At 59.1% G+C, this 16,262-nt stretch carries 11 protein-coding genes; 9 read left to right on the top strand and 2 right to left on the bottom strand.

What is annotated here, in order from left to right:
- From livF to ugpQ, 6 genes are all read left to right on the top strand, one after another.
- A complete protein-coding gene (gene livF, locus IBT46_RS17940; RefSeq protein ID WP_105594075.1) occupies window positions 1–714 on the top strand; it encodes a high-affinity branched-chain amino acid ABC transporter ATP-binding protein LivF in 714 nt (237 codons plus the stop codon).
- A gap of 270 nt (window positions 715–984) precedes the next feature.
- The gene (gene ugpB, locus IBT46_RS17935; RefSeq protein ID WP_105594074.1) at window positions 985–2,301 is read left to right on the top strand and encodes a sn-glycerol-3-phosphate ABC transporter substrate-binding protein UgpB; all 1,317 of its coding nucleotides are present in this window, start codon (window positions 985–987) and stop codon (window positions 2,299–2,301) included.
- A gap of 139 nt (window positions 2,302–2,440) precedes the next feature.
- Window positions 2,441–3,328 carry a sn-glycerol-3-phosphate ABC transporter permease UgpA gene (gene ugpA / locus IBT46_RS17930; protein ID WP_200546758.1) on the top strand — a complete coding sequence of 296 codons (888 nt, stop codon included), beginning with the start codon at window positions 2,441–2,443 and terminating at the stop codon, window positions 3,326–3,328.
- On the top strand, window positions 3,325–4,170 hold the full coding sequence (ugpE, locus tag IBT46_RS17925; RefSeq protein ID WP_200546757.1) for a sn-glycerol-3-phosphate ABC transporter permease UgpE: 846 nt from the start codon (window positions 3,325–3,327) through the stop codon (window positions 4,168–4,170). The genes ugpA and ugpE overlap by 4 nt, the downstream gene beginning before the upstream one ends.
- Window positions 4,171–4,173: 3 nt before the next feature.
- Window positions 4,174–5,244 carry a sn-glycerol-3-phosphate import ATP-binding protein UgpC gene (locus IBT46_RS17920; RefSeq protein WP_200546756.1) on the top strand — a complete coding sequence of 357 codons (1,071 nt, stop codon included), beginning with the start codon at window positions 4,174–4,176 and terminating at the stop codon, window positions 5,242–5,244.
- On the top strand, window positions 5,244–5,984 hold the full coding sequence (gene ugpQ, locus IBT46_RS17915) for a glycerophosphodiester phosphodiesterase (protein WP_200546776.1): 741 nt from the start codon (window positions 5,244–5,246) through the stop codon (window positions 5,982–5,984). The genes IBT46_RS17920 and ugpQ overlap by 1 nt, the downstream gene beginning before the upstream one ends.
- A gap of 194 nt (window positions 5,985–6,178) precedes the next feature.
- On the opposite strand, the gene IBT46_RS17910 is transcribed toward ugpQ, so the two are convergent.
- On the bottom strand, window positions 6,179–6,469 hold the full coding sequence (locus tag IBT46_RS17910) for a DUF2756 domain-containing protein (RefSeq protein ID WP_105594069.1): 291 nt from the start codon (window positions 6,467–6,469) through the stop codon (window positions 6,179–6,181).
- 155 nt (window positions 6,470–6,624) lie between these two features.
- Here IBT46_RS17910 and ggt point away from each other — a divergent pair, with 155 nt between their 5' ends.
- Window positions 6,625–8,403: a gamma-glutamyltransferase gene (ggt, locus tag IBT46_RS17905; RefSeq protein WP_200546755.1), complete on the top strand. Its 1,779-nt coding sequence runs from the start codon at window positions 6,625–6,627 to the stop codon at window positions 8,401–8,403.
- A 39-nt stretch (window positions 8,404–8,442) separates the two neighbouring features.
- Here ggt and malT read toward each other — a convergent pair whose 3' ends face one another.
- Complete coding sequence (gene malT / locus IBT46_RS17900; protein WP_200546754.1) at window positions 8,443–11,166, bottom strand: HTH-type transcriptional regulator MalT; 2,724 nt, start codon at window positions 11,164–11,166, stop codon at window positions 8,443–8,445.
- A gap of 566 nt (window positions 11,167–11,732) precedes the next feature.
- Here malT and malP point away from each other — a divergent pair.
- Together malP and malQ are read left to right on the top strand one after the other, a co-directional pair.
- A complete protein-coding gene (gene malP, locus IBT46_RS17895; protein ID WP_200546753.1) occupies window positions 11,733–14,135 on the top strand; it encodes a maltodextrin phosphorylase in 2,403 nt (800 codons plus the stop codon).
- 9 nt (window positions 14,136–14,144) lie between these two features.
- The gene (gene malQ / locus IBT46_RS17890) at window positions 14,145–16,226 is read left to right on the top strand and encodes a 4-alpha-glucanotransferase (RefSeq protein WP_200546752.1); all 2,082 of its coding nucleotides are present in this window, start codon (window positions 14,145–14,147) and stop codon (window positions 16,224–16,226) included.
- The last annotated feature ends 36 nt before the right edge of the window (window positions 16,227–16,262 follow it).

The following is a 16,262-nucleotide window of genomic DNA, read 5'->3' as shown; positions in this document are numbered from 1 at the left end:
ATGAGTAACCCTATGCTTTCTCTGAATAATATCAGCGCGCACTACGGGAAAATCCAGGCGCTGCATAACGTCAGCCTGCATATCAATCAGGGGGAAATTGTCACCCTGATTGGTGCCAACGGTGCGGGTAAAACCACTATCCTGGGCACGTTGTGCGGTGAGCCGCGCGCAACTCAAGGCAGCATCGTCTTCGACGGTCAGGATATTACCGACTGGCAGACCGCGCGCATTATGCGTGAAGCCATCGCCATTGTGCCGGAAGGCCGCCGGGTATTTTCCCGCATGACGGTGGAAGAGAACCTGGCGATGGGCGGTTTCTTTGCCGAGCGTCAGCAGTATCAGGAACGCATCAAGCGCGTTTACGAGCTTTTCCCGCGCCTGTGGGAGCGCCGCATTCAGCGTGCCGGGACGATGTCCGGCGGCGAGCAGCAGATGCTGGCCATTGGCCGTGCGCTGATGAGCCAGCCGCGCCTGCTGCTGCTGGATGAACCGTCGCTGGGCCTGGCGCCGATTATCATTCAGCAGATTTTCGACACCATCGAACAGCTGCGCAAAGAGGGGATGACCATCTTCCTCGTTGAGCAGAATGCGAATCAGGCGCTGAAGCTGGCGGATCGTGGCTACGTGCTCGAAAACGGTCATGTGGTGCTCGAAGACACGGGTGAGGCATTGCTCGCCAACGAGGCGGTCAGAAGCGCCTACCTCGGCGGATAAATACCCAGGGCAGCCAAAGCGGCTGCCCTTTTTTTGCCCCGAACGTGCGGCCAACTGTGCGCTAAATCTGTGATCGTCTTCTCTCTGTTGATGACTAAAGTTGTTACATTCCTCTCACTTCTGCCGTCGCGTTTCGAAATTCCCGTCATTCGACCGTCACATTTCCGTCACATCGCTATTATTAATCTGTCATTTAGCCGTGGCATGTTACTTGCCGACTCACACAGTGCGCGGAATCGCGCATCATTAAAACGGGCACAGGAAACCGATATGTCATCTACCGCATTCCGTCGTACCGCTCTCAGCATGGTGCTGGGACTGACCTTCAGCGGCAGCGCGCTGGCCGCTACCGAAATTCCGTTCTGGCACTCGATGGAAGGCGAGCTGGGCGTAGAGGTTGACTCACTGGCGAAGCGTTTTAACGAAACTCACCCCGATTACAAAATTGTGCCGACCTACAAAGGCAACTACGAACAGAGCCTGGCGGCGGGTATTGCTGCCGTGCGTACCGGCAAAGCACCGGCCGTATTGCAGGTATATGAAGTGGGTACGGCCACAATGATGGCATCGAAAGCCATCGTCCCGGTTAATGAAGTCTTTAAAAAAGCCGGTATCGCGATGGATGCGAAGCAGTTCGTGCCTGCGGTAGCCGGTTACTACAGCGATTCGAAAGGCGAGCTGATTTCCCAGCCGTTTAACAGCTCCACGCCGGTGCTGTACTACAACAAAGACGCCTTCAAAAAAGCCGGTCTGAACCCGGATCAGCCGCCAAAAACCTGGCAGGAACTGGCGAAGGATACCGACGCGCTGCGTAAAGCGGGCATGTCATGCGGCTACGCCAGCGGCTGGCAGGGCTGGATTCAGATTGAAAACTTCAGCGCCTGGCACGGTCTGCCGGTCGCGACCAAAAACAACGGCTTTGACGGCACCGATGCCGTGCTGGAGTTCAACAAGCCGGTACAGGTGCGCCACATCCAGATGCTGTCCGATCTGAACAAGAAGGGTGATTTCACCTACTTCGGCCGTAAAGATGAATCCACTTCCAAGTTCTACAACGGCGACTGTGCGATCACCACCGCCTCTTCCGGCTCGCTGGCCGACATCCGCAAATACGCCAAGTTTAACTTCGGCGTGGGCATGATGCCGTACGACGAAACCGTGCCGAACGCACCGCAGAACGCCATTATCGGCGGAGCCAGCCTGTGGGTGATGAAGGGCAAAGACGATGCCACCTATAAGGGCGTCGCCGAGTTTATGCAGTTCCTGGCTAAGCCGGAAATCGCTGCCGAGTGGCATCAGAAAACCGGCTACCTGCCGATCACCACGGCGGCTTACGAGCTGACCAAACAGCAGGGCTTCTACGACAAGAACCCGGGCGCGGATATCGCGACTCGCCAGATGCTGAACAAAGATCCGCTGCCGTTCACCAAAGGGATGCGTCTGGGCAACATGCCGCAGATCCGTACCATCGTTGACGAAGAGCTGGAAGGCGTATGGACCGGTAAGCAAACGCCGCAGGCCGCGCTGGATAACGCCGTTAAGCGTGGTAACGAGCTGCTGCGCCGCTTCGAGCAGCAGACGAAGTAACCTGTTGCCGGTGCAGACCGCCGCTCGCCTCCGGGCCGGGCGGCGGTCTGCCTGCAAAGGCACATCACCGATCTCTCCCGTGGGGCGATCGGTGATGTGCCCGTTAATACCGACCCCGTTCCGCACGAGATAATCCACTATGGCTCAGCCCCGTCCCGTCTTTCACAATCGCTTGTTGCCCTATCTGCTGCTGTTGCCGCAGCTGGTAATTACGGCGATTTTCTTTATCTGGCCAGCGGGCGAAGCGCTCTGGTATTCGCTGCAAAGCATCGATCCGTTTGGTATCTCCAGTACGTTTGTGGGTATGGAGAACTTTGAGCGGCTGTTCAGCGACGGTCTGTACCTCGAGTCATTCTGGACCACCATCAAATTCAGCGGGCTGGTGACGTTCTTCGGCATGGGGCTGTCGCTGCTGCTGGCGGCGCTGGTGGACTATGTTATCCGCCTGAAAAAAACCTATCAGACGCTGCTGCTGCTGCCCTACGCGGTGGCACCGGTCGTGGCGGCGGTGCTGTGGATGTTTCTGTTTAACCCCGGGCTGGGGCTGTTCAGCCACCTGCTGAACCAGTGGGGCTACAACTGGAACTACGCGCAGAACAGCGGGCAGGCGATGTTTCTGATTGTGCTGGCTTCTATCTGGCAGCAGATGAGCTACAACTTCCTGTTTTTCTTCGCCGCATTACAGTCGATTCCGAAGTCGCTGGTTGAGGCGGCGGCGATTGACGGTGCTGGCCCGGTGCGGCGTTTCTTCGCGCTGTCGCTGCCGCTGATTACCCCGGTGAGCTTCTTCCTGCTGGTGGTGAATCTGGTCTATGCCTTCTTCGATACCTTCCCGGTGATCGATGCCGCCACCGGTGGTGGTCCGGTGCAGGCCACCACCACGCTGATTTATAAAATTTACCGCGAAGGCTTTGCCGGGCTGGATCTCTCTTCCTCTGCCGCCCAGTCGGTGGTGCTGATGCTGCTGGTGATTGTGCTGACGGTGATTCAGTTCCGCTTTGTTGAGCGTAAGGTGCGTTACCAATGATTGAAAATCGTCGCGGGCTGGATATCTTCAGCCATACCCTGCTGATCCTCGGCATCCTGACTATCCTGTTCCCGCTCTATGTGGCCTTTGTGGCCGCCACGCTGGATAACAATGCCGTTTATCAGGTGCCGATGACGCTGATCCCCGGCAGCCACCTGTGGGAAAACATTAGCAATATCTGGGTGCGGGGGGTGAACGGTAGCGGCCCGGCCTTCAGCCTGATGCTGATGAACAGCCTGTTTATGGCATTGGCGATCACCATCGGCAAAATCAGCGTCTCCATCATTTCGGCATTTGCGCTGGTGTGGTTCCGCTTCCCGCTACGCGGTCTGTTTTTCTGGATGATCTTTATCACTCTGATGCTGCCGGTGGAGGTGCGTATTTTCCCGACGGTGCAGGTGATTGCCGATCTGAATATGCTCGACAGCTACAGCGGCCTGACGCTGCCGCTGATGGCTTCCGCCACGGCCACCTTCCTGTTCCGCCAGTTCTTTATGTCGATGCCGGACGAGCTGATGGAAGCGGCGCGCGTTGACGGTGCCAGCCCGATGCGTTTCTTCCGTGACATCGTTCTGCCGCTGTCGAAAACCAATCTGGCGGCGCTGTTTGTCATTACCTTTATCTACGGCTGGAACCAGTATCTGTGGCCGCTGCTGATCGTCAACGATGCGTCGATGAGCACCGCCGTGGCGGGCATAAAAAGCATGATCTCCACCAGCGGTTCGCCAACGCAGTGGAATGAAGTGATGGCGGCGATGCTGTTAACCCTGATCCCACCGGTGGTGATCGTATTAGTCATGCAGCGTGCGTTCGTGCGCGGTCTGGTAGAGAGTGAGAAATAATCTATGGCTGGTGTAAGACTTCAGGCAGTAACCAAATCCTACGACGGAAAAATCCAGATCATCCAACCGCTGGACGTGACCGTGCAGGATGGCGAATTTATGGTGATGGTCGGGCCGTCCGGCTGTGGAAAATCGACCCTGCTGCGGATGGTGGCGGGGCTGGAACGAGTGACCACGGGCGATATCTATATCGATTCACGTCGTGTTACCGATGAAGAGCCAAAAGATCGCGGCATCGCGATGGTATTTCAGAACTACGCGCTCTATCCGCATATGAGCGTGGAAGAGAATATGGCCTGGGGCCTGAAAATTCGCGGCATGGGCAAAGAGCAGATCCGGCAAAAGGTGCTGGAAGCGGCGCGCAGCCTGGAGCTGGAACCGCTGCTGAAGCGCCGTCCGCGCGAGCTTTCCGGCGGCCAGCGCCAGCGCGTGGCGATGGGGCGCGCTATCGTCCGCGAACCGGCGGTGTTCCTGTTTGATGAGCCGCTGTCGAACCTGGATGCCCGCCTGCGCGTGCAGATGCGCCTTGAGCTACAGCAGCTGCACCGCCGCCTGCAAACCACCAGCCTGTACGTTACCCACGACCAGGTGGAAGCGATGACGCTGGCGCAGCGCGTGATGGTGATGAACAAAGGCGTGCTGGAACAGCTGGGCACGCCGACCGAAATTTACGAGCGACCGGCGACGCGCTTCGTCGCCAGTTTTATCGGTGCACCGGCGATGAACCTGCTGGACGGGCAGTTCAGCGCCGACGGGTCACGCTTCAGCCTGGATGAGCGTTTTGCCTTACCGATTGCTGCGCCATCGGCGAAGCTGGCCGGGCAGGCGTTGACGCTGGGCATTCGCCCGGAGCATATTGAGCTGTCTTCTGCCGAAGCCGGCGGGATCCCGCTGGTGGTGGACACGCTGGAAATGCTGGGAGCAGACAACCTGGCGCACGGCAAATGGGGCCAGCATAAGCTGGTGGTGCGCCTGCCGCACTCGCTTCGCCCGGCCGCTGGCAGCACGCTGTGGCTGCATCTGCCACCGCACGCGCTGCACTTCTTTGACCAAAATGGACAACGTACTGAATGATTAATCGTGCCTGGCCCTACCCACCGATTGTCGCCCATCGCGGCGGCGGCAAACTGGCCCCGGAAAATACCCTGGCCGCTATCGATCTTGGCGCGCAGCTGGGCCACCTGATGATTGAATTTGACGCCAAACTGTCGCAGGACGGTGAAATTTTCCTGCTGCACGACGACACGCTCGACCGCACCAGCAACGGCTGGGGCGTAGCGGGGCAGCTGCCCTGGGATAAGCTGGTGCAGCTGGATGCCGGGAGCTGGTTTGGCAAAACCTTCGACGGCGAGCGCCTGCCGCTGCTGGCGCAGGTGGCGGATCGCTGCCGCCAGCATCGACTGATGGCGAATATCGAAATCAAGCCGACTACCGGCCTTGAAGTTGAAACCGGTCGGGTAGTGGCGCTGGCCGCACGCGATCTGTGGCAGGATCAGGTGGCACCGCTGCTCTCCTCGTTTTCTTACGAAGCGCTGGAAGCGGCGCAGAAAGCCGCACCGGAGCTGCCGCGTGGCCTGCTGCTGCATGAGTGGGATGATAACTGGCGGCAGATGACCGACGCGCTGGGCTGCCTCTCCATCCATTTGAATCACAAGCTGCTGGATGAGCAGCGCACCGCCGAGCTGAAGCAGGCCGGGCTGCGGATTCTGGTGTATACGGTTAACGAGCCGGCGCGCGCGCATCAGCTGCTGCAGTGGGGCGTGGATGCGATTTGTACCGACCGCATTGACGTGATCGGACCGGATTTTCGCTGAGGGCACCGCGGGCTATACGCCGCTGTTCGATCTCGAAGGCGATCCCGAAGCCCAGGGCGGCGAGCTGCCATTTGAAAAAAGCCTGCGCTAAGCCTGCCGTCAGCGACGACGCTCTGCCTGTTTGCCACGAAAAAATGCCCTGGCGGCTAACCGACAGGGCATGAGAGTAAAAAAACGGGCAATATCGCGCGGGGTTAGTTAGACGGCAGCGTGTTGTTGCTGTGGCCCGGCTGGTTATTCAACGTGCGCTGCGAGGCGCTGTCGCGCTGCTCCTGAATTTTACGCTGTAGCTCCTGCTGCTGCCGCTGCTGATCCTGCTGAAGTTTCAGTTTCTGCTGAGACTGCTGGGTCTGCATCTGCTGCTGCATGCGCTGGGTGCTGGGGTTATAGCCCGGCTGATTCGGGTTATTGCCGTTGTTTAACATATTCGCCATACCGCTCAGCGGCAGCAGGGCGGCAAGCATCACTAACACTTTCGTTTTCATTGTGATTCCTCCGTGTTACTTCCCTCATTTTACGCCAACCGCAATGCCCTGAGGCCAGGAGTGCTCCTGATTTCATGCAAAATTCGCAAAATATCCATTTTTGTCCATATTTATCAATGGCAAACATAACGTAAATAAACTTAAAGGATGTAACAATGATGACACAAGGTAAGATGCGTCGCCTGTCCTGGTCGCTGCTGGCCGGGCTGCTGGTCTGGCAGGGCGCAGGGGCAGCCCCCACCGATACGCCGACGGCACCGCCTGCTCCGGCGGCGGCACCGGTTTCCTATGGGGTCGGCGCGGATACCTTCCATCCGGTGAAAGCGGCGCACGGCATGGTGGCTTCGGTGGACGCGACCGCCACGGCGGTCGGCGTGAAGATCCTCGAACAGGGCGGTAACGCGGTGGATGCGGCGGTGGCCGTCGGCTATGCGCTGGCCGTGACCCATCCGCAGGCGGGCAATCTGGGCGGCGGCGGTTTTATGCTGCTGCGTACCGCTTCCGGCAACACCACCTCGATTGATTTCCGTGAAATGGCCCCGGTGCGCGCCAGCCGCGATATGTTCCTCGATGCGCAGGGGAATGCCGACAGTAAAAAATCGCTGACCTCCCACCTGGCGTCCGGCGTTCCCGGCACGGTGGCGGGCTTCTCGCTGGCGAACCAAAAGTACGGCACGCTGCCGCTGAGCGCGCTGATCCAGCCCGCGCTGGAGCTGGCGCGCAAGGGGATTGTGGTCAACGAATCGCTGGCTGACGATCTCAGCGTCTATGGCAAAGAGGTGCTGCTCAACCATCCGAACAGCAAGGCGATCTTCTTTAAGGCCGACGGCACGCCGTGGCAGAAAGGCGAGAAGCTGGTGCAGCGTAATCTGGCGAACAGCCTGGAGCTGATTTCCCGCCAGGGGCCGGATGCGTTTTATAAAGGGAAAATTGCCGATCAAATCGCGGCAGAAATGGAGCAGCACGGCGGGCTGATTGGCAAAGCGGATCTCGCCAACTATCGTGCGATCGAGCGTAAACCGGTCGGCGGCAGCTATCGCGGCTATGAAGTCTATTCCATGCCGCCGCCGTCCTCCGGCGGTATCCACATCGTGCAGATCCTTAATATTCTGGAAAACTTTGACCTGGCGAAAATGGGCTTCGGCAGCGCGGATGCGATCCAGGTGATGGCGGAAGCCGAGAAGTATGCCTACGCCGACCGCTCGGAATACCTCGGCGACCCGGAGTTCGTCAAGGTGCCGACTCAGGCGCTGACCAGCAAAGCCTATGCGAAAACCCTGGCGCAGCAGATCGACCTGGCGAAGGCGCGCCCGTCGTCGGAGATCAAGCCGGGCAAGCTGGCGCCGTATGAAAGCGATCAGACCACGCATTTCTCGGTGGTGGATAAAGACGGCAATGCGGTGGCGGTGACCTACACGCTGAACACCAACTTCGGCAGCGGCATCGTGGCCAGCGACAGCGGCATTCTGCTGAATAACGAGATGGATGACTTTTCCGCCAAGCCCGGCACGCCAAATGTGTACGGTCTGGTCGGCGGTGAGGCCAATGCGGTGCAGCCGTACAAGCGTCCGCTCTCGTCCATGTCGCCGACCATCGTGGCGAAGGACGGTAAAACCTGGCTGGTGACCGGTAGCCCGGGCGGCAGCCGTATTATCACCACCGTGTTACAAATGGTGGTCAACAGCATCGATTTTGGTATGAACGTGGCGGAAGCCACCAACGCGCCGCGCTTCCACCATCAGTGGCTGCCGGACCAGCTGCGGGTGGAGAAGGGCTTCAGCCCGGATACGCTGAAGCTGCTGGGTGAGAAGGGTCAGCAGGTGAAGGTGATGCCGGCGATGGGCAGCACCCAGAGCATTATGCTGGGGCCGGACGGCATGCGCTATGGCGCTTCCGATCCGCGTACGATTGATGATTTAACGGCAGGATACTGACAGCCGACGGGCCGGCGTTAACCGTTCGGCCCGGTTTTTTTACTGCGCGCTTACGCCCATCCCCATCAGCTGCAGCAGCTGCTGTGCCTGCTGTACCGCCTCCTGACGATGTACCACGCCAAGCTTCTGATACAGATTGCGGATATGGGTTTTGATTGTGGTGGCCGCCACGTCCAGCTCGCCCGCGATGCGCTCGTTGCTGTAGCCGGAATAAATCAGCCCCAGTACCTGCCACTCGCGCTGGGTCAGCGGGCTGGTGCGGATCAGTTCCGGCACCTGCGGATGGGTCAGCAGGCGGGTGACAAAGCTTTCATCGAAGTGGGCGAACTTGTGACGGTGGTGCTGATTAATATCGCGCAGGATGCGCTGAGCGCGCCGCTGCTCCATTTCCGGCAGCGTGTTGAGCTGCAACAGCTGGCGGAGCTGCTGCGCCATCGGTTCGCCTTCAATGACAAAGTGGCTGATAAAGCCGGTGCGGTTGGCCAGCGTCAGTGCCTCAATCAGCGCCTGCTGCGCTTCGGCTTTACGGCCTTCCCGCCAGTAGAGCGCGTTGGCCAGCAGCAGATTGCGGTTTAAATCGCTGGTGAGCAGCAGGCGGCGGGCATTGTCATTCAGTTCATCCAGCACCACTTCCGCCTGATTAAACTGACCGAGCAGGATCTGCGCGCGGGCGATATTGCGCCACTGACCCTGCAGGAAGTGATTATCCGCATCCGCCGGTTTCAGGGTCAGGCCCAGCCAGCTGCCAGCGGTGGTGACGTCGTGGGTCATCTGCCAGTAGATCACCCGCGCCTCATCGGCGTTGGTCACCCAGTCGCTGTGGTAGTGGCCGTTGCTGAGCAGATTCTCACAGCGGGTCAGATAGCGGCGGGCGTTATCCAGATCGCCGCGCGCCAGGGCGCATTTCGCCAGCACCGTCAGGCACTGCAGCTGCTGCTGCGGATGGAAGTTCTCCAGTACCTTCAGCCCGGCGCGGGCGGCTTTCTCCGCATCGTCCAGATGTGCCCACGAGAGCAACAGCTGCGCACGCAGGCGCAGCAGGAATTCATGCATCGGCAGCTGTTCCAGCCCTTCTTCCGCAATCAGGCGGAAAGCCTGCTCCTGCGTATCCCAGGCCGTTTGCAGATAGCCCTGGGCAATCAGTATTTCACTCTGCTGCAGCAGCGCCCACAGCGCGTAGTGGCAGACGTTCTCCTGCCGCGCCATCTGCGCGGTTTGCTGCATCATCATCAGTGCCATAGCCAGCTCGCCCCGGCAGTGCAGCACTTCGCCGCGCACCGAGGTGGCAACGATACGGCTGAAAGCGCAGCTCAGCGGCAGGGTGTCCAGCGCCAGCAGCGCCAGCCGGTCGGCTTCGTCCGGGCGGCCAGCGTTGATCGCCACCTGAGCGCGCAGGGCGTTAAACTCGGCGCTGAGCAGATCGTCGACCACCACCTGCTCCCGCGCCATTTCCTGTTCGGCACGCGCCAGCAGGCGGTCGACTTCGTTATAACGGTGCTGGCTCTGCGCCAGCCACGCCTGCAGCAGGATCAGCCGGGGATTCTCGACCAGCTGTTTCCAGGGCAGCGCCTGTAAACCTTTTTCCAGCAGCGTCAGTTCGCTGTGGTTAAACAGGGTCCACGCGTGGCGCAGCAGGATATCGCGCAGCAGCGGAATATCTTCCGCCTCCAGCGCGTGATGGATCGCCTCACCGGCGTAACCCTGCGCCATCCAGCCTTCGGCGGCGGCACGGTGGATCGCATGGAGTTCGCTGCCCAGCTCCCACTGGCAGCGCTGTCGCAGGAATGAAGCAAACAGCGGGTGGAAGTTAAACCACTCGCCGCGTTCATCCATGCGCTGAATAAACAGCCCCTGGCGTTCAGTTTCTTCCAGCCGCCGCTGGCCGCACTCTTCGCGGGTCAGGCGGGCAATCAGCCCGTCGTTCATCGAGCGCAGCACCGAACTGCGCAGCAGGAAGTTTCGCGTAGCGTCGTCGACGCAGTCCAGCACCTCATCCACCAGATAATCCGCCAGGTGGCTGGCGTTAATCCCGGCCAGACGCTGGGCGGACTGATGGGTTGGCGTGTTGGACTGGCGGGCGGAGAGGGCGATCAGCTGCAGTGCGGTGGCCCATCCGGCGACTTCATCACACAGCCGCTGCGATTCCTGTTCGGCTATGGGCTGCAGCAGGCGCCCGGCGAAAAAGGCACGGGTTTCTTCATGGGTGAAGGCCAGCGACTGGCTGTTAATTTCCAGCAGCTGCTCGCGCACGCGCAGATTGGCAATGCCCAACGACGGCAGGTTACGGGAGAGGATCACCAGCGTCAGGTTTTCCGGCTGATGGCGCAGGAAAAAGCGCATCGCCTGATGAATCACGTCATTGGTGAGCTGGTGGTAATCATCAATCACGATGGTCAGCGGTGCCTGCCATTCGGCCAGTTCGATAAACAGCTGCGAGAACAGGGCATTGAGCGAGGCATACTGCCTTTTCGACGCCAGGGCTTCACTGCGTATGCAGTGGCCGCCGGTCGCCTGTTGAACAGCCGCCATAAAATAGTTGGCGAAGCGTTCGGGGTAGTTATCGCTTTCGTCCAGCGAGTACCAGCCCAGGTCGCGTTTTCCCGCTGCCCACTGGGCCATCAGTGTGGTTTTACCGTAGCCTGCCGGGCTGGTGACCAGCACCAGGCGGTACAGATGGCTGTTGGCCAGCCTGGCGATCAGGCGATCGCGTACCAGCGTATTCTCTAACCTTAGCGGTCTGCTTAGTTTTGAGGGTATCAGCATGGCGAACACTTCACTGTGTGATGGCGAAAGAAGAAATAAAATGAATTATTTCGCAGCGTGTAATTAAAGTACCTTTGACCAGGATAACGTGTATTGCAAGACGCAGCGTAAATGGAGGTTCTGTAAGTTGCACTGCATCACATTTCCTTATGATTTTTTACATCGTGCGACACTGGCGCGTTTAATGAATTGACTCATACTTAATTACATCGCATTACTTTTAACACACACCTCCCTCACCTTTTTTTAGCCATGCAGTGCGCTCTGCCGATTGATTGTGCGTTTCATCCGGGCCGCGGGTCCGGCGAGCTATACCCTCTCATTGTCATTCTTGTTATTTATTTGCTCATCGCATTATGCGATGAGCTTTTTTTCGCATTGGCGTCTTAACTGTAAGGTGCTGGCGATCACATTTTCACCTACGCCCCACGGCTCCTCCCTGGTAAAAATTGCCCGGGGATGATGCTCTGTCATCCGGCGTCGTTAGCATGTGCGCATTGGTCTACCACAGTATTTCGGGTCATGACGGCAGTTGGTCAATTTGAAACCATTTTGTGAGGGAAGTTATGTCGCAACAGCAATTCAATAAAGCACGTTTTGACGCGGCTCTGACGCGTCAGTGGCAGCATCTGGGCTATTCCTCCGCCGCTGAGATGAATTCTCACCAGTGGTGGCAGGCGATTAGCGGTACACTGGCCGAGCTGCTGGCGGCACAGCCGGTGGCAAAAGTGGATAAAAAGCAGCGGCACGTTAACTATATCTCGATGGAATTTCTGATTGGACGACTGACCGGTAACAACCTGCTGAATCTCGGCTGGTATGACGAGGTGAAAGCCGCTCTGGCGGAACACCAGCGTGACCTGAGCGAACTGCTGGAAGAGGAGGTCGATCCGGCGTTGGGCAACGGCGGTCTTGGACGCCTGGCGGCCTGTTATCTTGACTCAATGGCTACAGTGGGGCAGTCGGCAACCGGCTACGGCCTTAATTATCAGTATGGCCTGTTCCGGCAGTCGTTTGCCGACGGTCAGCAGAAAGAGGCCCCGGACGACTGGCATCGTGAGAGCTATCCGTGGTTCCGCCACAACGCGGCGCTGGATGTGAATGTCGGCATCGGCGGTAAGGTGGTGAAAAACGGCTCCGGCGGCTTTAGTTGGCAGCCCGCTTTTACCCTGCGCGGCGAGGCCTGGGATCTGCCGGTCACCGGCTATCGCAACGGCGTGGTCCAGCCGCTGCGCCTGTGGCAGGCGACGCATGCCCATCCGTTCGATCTGACCCTGTTTAACGACGGCAAATTCCTCAAGGCGGAACAGCAGGGCATTGATGCCGCGAAGCTGACCAAGGTACTTTATCCGAATGATAACCATCAGGAAGGCAAGCGCCTGCGCCTGATGCAGCAGTACTTCCAGTGCGCCTGTTCGGTAGCCGACATTCTGCGCCGCCATCATCTGGCTGGCCGCAAGCTGCACGAGCTGCCGGACTACGAAGTGATCCAGCTCAACGATACCCATCCAACCATCGCGATCCCGGAAATGCTGCGGGTGCTGATTGACGATCATCAACTCGGCTGGGATGACGCCTGGGCTATCGTCAGTAAAACTTTTGCCTACACCAACCACACTCTGATGCCTGAGGCGCTGGAGCGCTGGGACGAGCGTCTGGTTCGCAGCCTGCTGCCGCGCCACTTCACGCTGATCAAAGAGATCGATCGCCGCTTTAAAAAGCAGGTTGAAAAGCAGTGGCCGGGGGATGAAAAAGTCTGGGCGAAGCTGGCTGTCGTTCATGACAAGCAGGTGCGGATGGCGAATCTGTGCGTGGTCAGCGGTTTTGCCGTTAACGGCGTAGCGGCGCTGCACTCCGATCTGGTGGTTAAGGATCTGTTCCCTGAGTATCACCAGCTGTGGCCGGAGAAGTTCCATAACGTCACCAACGGCATTACGCCGCGCCGCTGGCTGAAACAGTGTAACCCGGCGCTCTCTGCGCTGATCGACGAGACGCTGAAGGAAGAGTGGGCCAATAATCTGGATGCCCTGCGCGGACTGGAGAAGTACGCCGATGATAAGGCCTTCCGCCAGCGCTACCGGCAGATTAAGCACGATAATAAAGTGCGTCTGGCGGAGTACATTAAGCAGCGCACCGGCATTGTGGTCAGCCCGGATGCCCTGTTCGATGTGCAGATTAAGCGCCTGCACGAATACAAGCGCCAGCATCTGGGGCTGATGCATATCCTCTCCTGCTATAAGCGCCTGCGCGACAATCCGAAGCAGGACTGGGTGCCGAGGGTCTTCCTGTTCGGTGCCAAAGCCGCGCCGGGTTACTATCTGGCAAAAAATATTATCTTTGCCATCAATAAGGTGGCGGAGAAGATCAATAACGATCCGCTAATCGGCGATAAGCTGAAAGTGGTGTTTATCCCTGACTACCGCATTACGGCGGCGGAGCTGATGATCCCGGCAGCGGATCTTTCCGAGCAGATCTCCACGGCGGGCTATGAGGCTTCCGGTACCGGCAATATGAAGCTGGCGCTGAACGGTGCGCTGACCGTCGGCACGATGGACGGCGCTAACGTTGAGATTGCCGAGCAGGTCGGCGAAGAGAACATCTTTATCTTTGGTAACCGCGTGGACGATGTGAAGGCGCTGAAGGCCGGAGGCTACGATCCGCTGAAGCTGCGTAAAAAAGATAAGCACCTGGACAGCCTGCTGAAAGAGCTGGAAAACGGCTTCTTTAGCGGCGGTGATAAACACGCCTTCGATATGATGCTGCACAGCCTGACGAAGGGCGGCGATCCGTGGCTGGTGCTGGCGGACTTTGCCAGCTACTGTGAGGCGCAGCTGCGGGTGGAAGCGCTGTATCGCGACCAGGAAGCCTGGAGCCGCGCGGCCGTTCTCAACACCGCGCGTACCGGAATGTTCAGCTCCGATCGTTCAATCCGCGATTATCAGCAGCGCATCTGGCAGGCAAAACGCTAAGGACGGCCTATGGATCATCAGCAATTTGAACAGGCCGCCGCTGCCGCAGGTATCGCGGCGGAATACATCAACGCCAAAGGCGAGCCGGAGGTGATTCCGCTGGCGACGCGGCAAAAGCTGCTGGCGGCGATGCACGAGGTGCCAAAAGCCGATCGTGTGCCGCTGCCGCCGTGCAAAGTGCTGCTCAGCAAGCGTGAGCAGCGGCTCAGCATCGGCGGCAGCGGTGAGTACCAGTGGCATTTTCATACGGAAAAGGGCAAAGAGTTTCACGGGCGAGTTGCGGCGGGAGAAACGCTGACACTGCCGTCACGCCTGCCGAACGGCTACCATCAGCTGCTGCTTAGCCAGGGGAAAAAGCAGTGGCTGTGCCGGGTGATTATCGCGCCGAAACGCTGCTATGAGCCTGCCGCCCTGAAGCAGGGCGAGAAGCTGTGGGGGTCCTGCGTCCAGCTTTATACTCTGCGTTCCGCCCATAACTGGGGGATGGGCGACTTTGGCGATCTGAAGCGGATGGTCGGCGAAGTGGCCCAGCGAGGCGGCGCGTTTATCGGCCTGAACCCCGTTCACGCCCTGTACCCGTCCGCGCCGGAGAATGCCAGTCCGTACAGCCCGTCTTCCCGTCGCTGGCTGAACGTGATGTATATCGACGTAGCGGCAATCGTTGATTTCCAGCAGAGCGAGGAGGCACAGCGCTGGTGGCAGCAGAGCGAAACTCAGACCACGCTGACGGCGGTACGCGAAGCCGACTGGGTGGATTATGGCCCGGTGGGTGCGCTAAAAATTCAGGGCCTGCGCTATGCGTGGCAGCACTTCAGCAGCCGGCTGCCCGAGGACCGGACGCGCCTTGAGTTTGAGCAGTTTATTACCTGCGGCGGGGAAAGCCTGTTTAACCAGGCCGCTTACGATGCTATCCACGCTTATATGCTGCAAGAGGATGCCAGCCGTTGGGGCTGGCCAGTGTGGCCGGAAGCCTGGCAGCATGGCGACAGCGATGCGGTGCAGCAATTCTGCCAGCGCCACGAGGATGAGGTACGCTTCTGGCTGTGGTTGCAGTGGCAGGCGCACCGCCAGTTCGATGAATGCTGGCAGTTCAGCCAGCAACAGGGCATGCCGATTGGCCTTTATCGTGACCTCGCCGTTGGCGTCGCCGAGGGCGGTTCGGAAACCTGGTGCGATCGCGAGCTGTATTGTCTGAAGGCATCGGTAGGCGCTCCGCCGGATATTCTCGGGCCGCTGGGGCAAAACTGGGGGCTGCCGCCGATGGACCCGCATGTGATGGCGGCCCGCGGCTATCAACCCTTTATCGATCTCCTGCGGGCCAATATGGCCAGCTGCGGAGCGCTGCGTATCGATCATGTGATGTCGCTGCTGCGCCTGTGGTGGATACCCTATGGTGAAACCGCCAATTTTGGCGCGTACGTTTACTATCCGGTTGACGATCTGATGGCGATCCTCGCGCTGGAAAGCGAGCGTCATCAGTGCATGGTGATCGGTGAGGATCTGGGCACCGTTCCTGCTGAAATCGTCGGTAAGCTGCGTGACAACGGGATCTACTCATGGAAGGTGCTGTACTTCGAACAGCAGGACAAAGACACCTGGCGGGCTCCGGCCGACTGGCCACGGCAGTCGATGGCCAGCGCCACCACACACGATCTGCCGACGCTGCGTGGGTTCTGGAACGTGGGAGATTTAACCCTGGGGGAAACGCTGGGCCTGTATCCGGATAAAGTGGTGCTAAGCGGGCTGTTTGCCGATCGCGCAAAGCAGAAGCAGGCGTTGCTGGATGCATTACACCGCTTCGGCTGCGTGCCAAAACGCTACGCGAAGCGGGCGGATAAACGTGAAATGGATGCCACCCTGAATCGCGGGATGCAGCGTTACATTGCCGACAGCAACAGCGCGCTGCTGGGACTGCAACCCGAGGACTGGCTGGATATGGCGAAGCCGGTCAACGTACCCGGCACCACCGATCAGTACCCCAACTGGCGGAGAAAACTCAGCCTCAGCATAGAGGACATGTTTGCTGATGAGGGGATTAACCGGTTGATTAGCGACCTCGATCGACGCCGTAAGGCAGGAAAAACCGCCTGAACTGCCGCCTCTGCCACTTAGCGTGACGGAGGCGGC

The sequence above is a fragment of the Erwinia sp. S38 genome, assembly GCF_016624545.1.
GTDB classification, from domain to species: domain Bacteria; phylum Pseudomonadota; class Gammaproteobacteria; order Enterobacterales; family Enterobacteriaceae; genus Erwinia; species Erwinia coffeiphila.
Note: the sequence above shows the minus strand (reverse complement) of the source record. Positions and strands in the feature narration are given on the sequence as shown.